Raw genomic sequence first — 2,998 nt, 5'->3', positions numbered from 1 at the left:
ATTTCTGTATAGCATAATTTCCGGGTAACAATATGATAAAAGGACTTAAATTACAGAAAAACTCTCAGCCGCTTTCCAGAAACATTAAAGTTGCGATTGCGGTTGTCGTTCTCTTGTTGCTTGTTGCTGGCGGAGTGACCGTCTGGTATTTCTATGCCTATAAACCAGCACAGGTGAAGGAGGACGTCAGACGTCGTGAGGAACAGCAATTAGCGAATGATATAAAAACTGTCGAAAAGTACTATTTGAAATCGTTAACGGGTGGGAGCATCACGCAATTCACCAAACTGGCGTCTGAGATTTCAAAAAGTCAAAACATCCTGGCCGAATTCAATTATACAAATGAAACATTTGTTTGTGATCCACAGAGCTGCTCATTTAGTTATCAGCTGAATAAAGGCAATGTATTTAATATAGCGCAGAAAAACTTTTGGGGTGAAAATTATACAGCGATTTTCTCAGATGACTCGGTTAATTTCTCGGGGATTCAATCAGGCCTGAGTGATAACCCGTTACTGAGTGCCTATAAAAACAAAGCAGATATTACTGYGCCATTCTGCGGGGATTTATTAAACTATCTTTATTCTTATAACTCGATATCGGGCATCCAGCAAACATTAAAAATAGTCTCCCTTCCTGGTTCGCCTGTGCAGACGAACGAAAATAAAATAGCCAAAAAAGGGAGAGGTAAATACTACGGACTTAACACGATGAACTGGGAAATGGAAATACCCAAAACGTCTAAAAATGGCATAGATGTATTGTACGTCGCCAGTATTTTAGAAAGACAAGCATTCAGGGACGCGTTTATTATTCAAAAAATCGATAGCGTTAAAGATAATAAAATTTCAGGAGTCATGGTATGCAAAATCGGAAATTAATGTTAACAGCTCTGATTGTTTTGTTTTCTTCTGGCAGTTTCGCTGATGACGTTAAAACCACCAGCGATCCTTTCGGGGAAGTCCCGGCTCCAATTCAGCAGCATATCTCCAGATTGATGGAAGATGACGTGGCTTTTAATCAGGCCCAGCGTGAGCTTTCACAACAGCTGACGCTCGCTAAGTTGCGGCTGGAAATGGCAAAGATAAAAAGTGAAGCCTCGGAACTGACTCAGGTGCCAATGATGAGCAACATGGGTGGCGAATCTGACGATAAAGAAGCTAAACCGGCTTCACAAGCCCCTCTTGTCGAACCGAAAATAATGATGCTGTCGCAGATTGCTGGCATCACACAGGCAGCCGTCTCCGTGGGCACAAAAATCGTATTTGTCCGTATCGGAGAGATTTTCTTAGCCAACGGTAAACGTTATGCCGTCCATCAGGGCAATAACGGACGTCAGTCATTTGTTCAGGAAGTCTCCCGGTGATCCTGGATTTCATACGACTTACGGACGATTCCATACACAGCGGCGAATGGACTTTTGCTGAAATTGAGGATCGCATGTTGCTCGCCCGTTTGGGCACGCAGGAGTATCTCGTTTCTCAACGTTCTTTAATTGAAGAGCTGCATATTCTTCAATATGAAGTTCGCAAAATGAACGACATCCATCGTCACAAGATTGTCGGAATCGGGGGCGTCACAGAAGCCGTTTATTTCAAAATTTATGAACTTGTTTCTTTGCAGAAACAGAGCCGTGTTGCACTGGATATTAGTGAAACGCAGAAGGAACTTGAAGCCATATTGATTGAAGCCGTTGATATGGGGGCCAGTGACCTTCATATCACCCGCAATGATATTCTTGCGCAGCTTGAGGTCAGGGTAAATGGCATGCTGCTACCAATGATGCAGATGCCTGCCAGCAAATGCGATGAGCTGGTATTCGTCCTGTACAACGTACAAGCCAGCACCCGTGATACCACCTGGAACCGTACTATTCCGCAAAGTGCCAATATTCTCTATACGCTTAACGGATTAAGTTTTCGTTTCCGCTACGCCCACTTTCCCATTTTTGGTGAAACGAACGATTGTTTTCATGCTGTATTACGTATTATCCCATCAGGACTCTCTAAAGGAGCCGTCGCTAATCTCAATAAACTCGGTATATCGGAAGAAGAATTAGAAGATCTGAAAAAGATCCTCAGTAATCCCTATGGGGCATATTTTATTGCGGGCACCACTGGTTCAGGAAAATCCACCACTCTGAAGAACCTGATGGAGTGGCTGCAGGTTAACCGTTATGGCAATAAAGGCTGTTTTCTTACTGTAGAAGATCCTGTCGAATATCAGATATTTGGAGCAAAACAAAGCTCAGTGGTCAGTGTTGAAGGTGGCGGTTTCCATTCTGCTATCAAATCCGCATTACGCCGCGATCCTGATGTTCTGATGGTGGGCGAAATCCGCGACTCTATCTCCGCGAATGCCCTCGCCGGCGCAGTTGAAAGCGGTCACTACTGTTTTACGACTGTTCATGCAGGGAATATTGTCTCCCTGCTACAGCGCTTATCCGCCATGGGCATCACCAGCGATAAACTCTCCACACCGGGCTTTATTGCCGGATTGCAGTGTCAAAAACTTGTCCCTGTTATTTGTCCTCATTGCCATCATTCTGTCGAAATCACATTTGGTGAGAAATTGATGACCCTCTACGAGCAAAACGAAAGGGGGTGTGAAAAATGTAAGCATACCGGTATAAGCGGCAGGCAACTTGTCATGGAATATATGCGACCCACATATGATGAACTCGCCGCAATATCTAAACAAGAGTGGTTACAGGTTTACACCTTATGGCGAAAAAAACGCATCTCGTCACCGGGTCTGAGTGAGGGATTTGAAATAAAAGAAAAGGTATTTGCGGAAGTACTTCGTGGTCGGGATTGTGCTACCTGGTTCAGTATGGAATTTGGCGATGTAGATAAAGACAACTCGGAGATTATCCATGGCAAAGTTCGGTAAGAAACAGCGGCTTTTTCTTTATAAGTTCTGTGCTGACATGATCAGAACAGACCTGCCCCTTTACGATTCCCTGCTCAAACTTCATGTCGAGGGTATAAGCCTGTTA

At 44.0% G+C, this 2,998-nt stretch carries 3 protein-coding genes; all 3 read left to right on the top strand.

What is annotated here, in order from left to right; genetic code table 11:
- Nucleotides 1-32 precede the first annotated feature (32 nt).
- The 3 genes from AC1DUO_RS23915 to AC1DUO_RS23905 are packed head-to-tail and all read left to right on the top strand — an operon-like array spanning nucleotide 33 to nucleotide 2,892.
- A complete protein-coding gene (locus AC1DUO_RS23915) occupies nucleotides 33-881 on the top strand; it encodes a hypothetical protein (protein WP_477989078.1) in 849 nt (282 codons plus the stop codon).
- Nucleotides 863-1,366 carry a hypothetical protein gene (locus AC1DUO_RS23910; protein ID WP_013577221.1) on the top strand — a complete coding sequence of 168 codons (504 nt, stop codon included), beginning with the start codon at nucleotides 863-865 and terminating at the stop codon, nucleotides 1,364-1,366. Before AC1DUO_RS23915 ends, AC1DUO_RS23910 begins: the two co-directional genes overlap by 19 nt.
- On the top strand, nucleotides 1,363-2,892 hold the full coding sequence (locus AC1DUO_RS23905; RefSeq protein ID WP_477989076.1) for an ATPase, T2SS/T4P/T4SS family: 1,530 nt from the start codon (nucleotides 1,363-1,365) through the stop codon (nucleotides 2,890-2,892). Before AC1DUO_RS23910 ends, AC1DUO_RS23905 begins: the two co-directional genes overlap by 4 nt.
- Nucleotides 2,893-2,998 lie beyond the last annotated feature (106 nt).

It is taken from the genome of Rahnella sp. P4_A8 (assembly GCF_056402435.1).
Note: the sequence above shows the minus strand (reverse complement) of the source record. Positions and strands in the feature narration are given on the sequence as shown.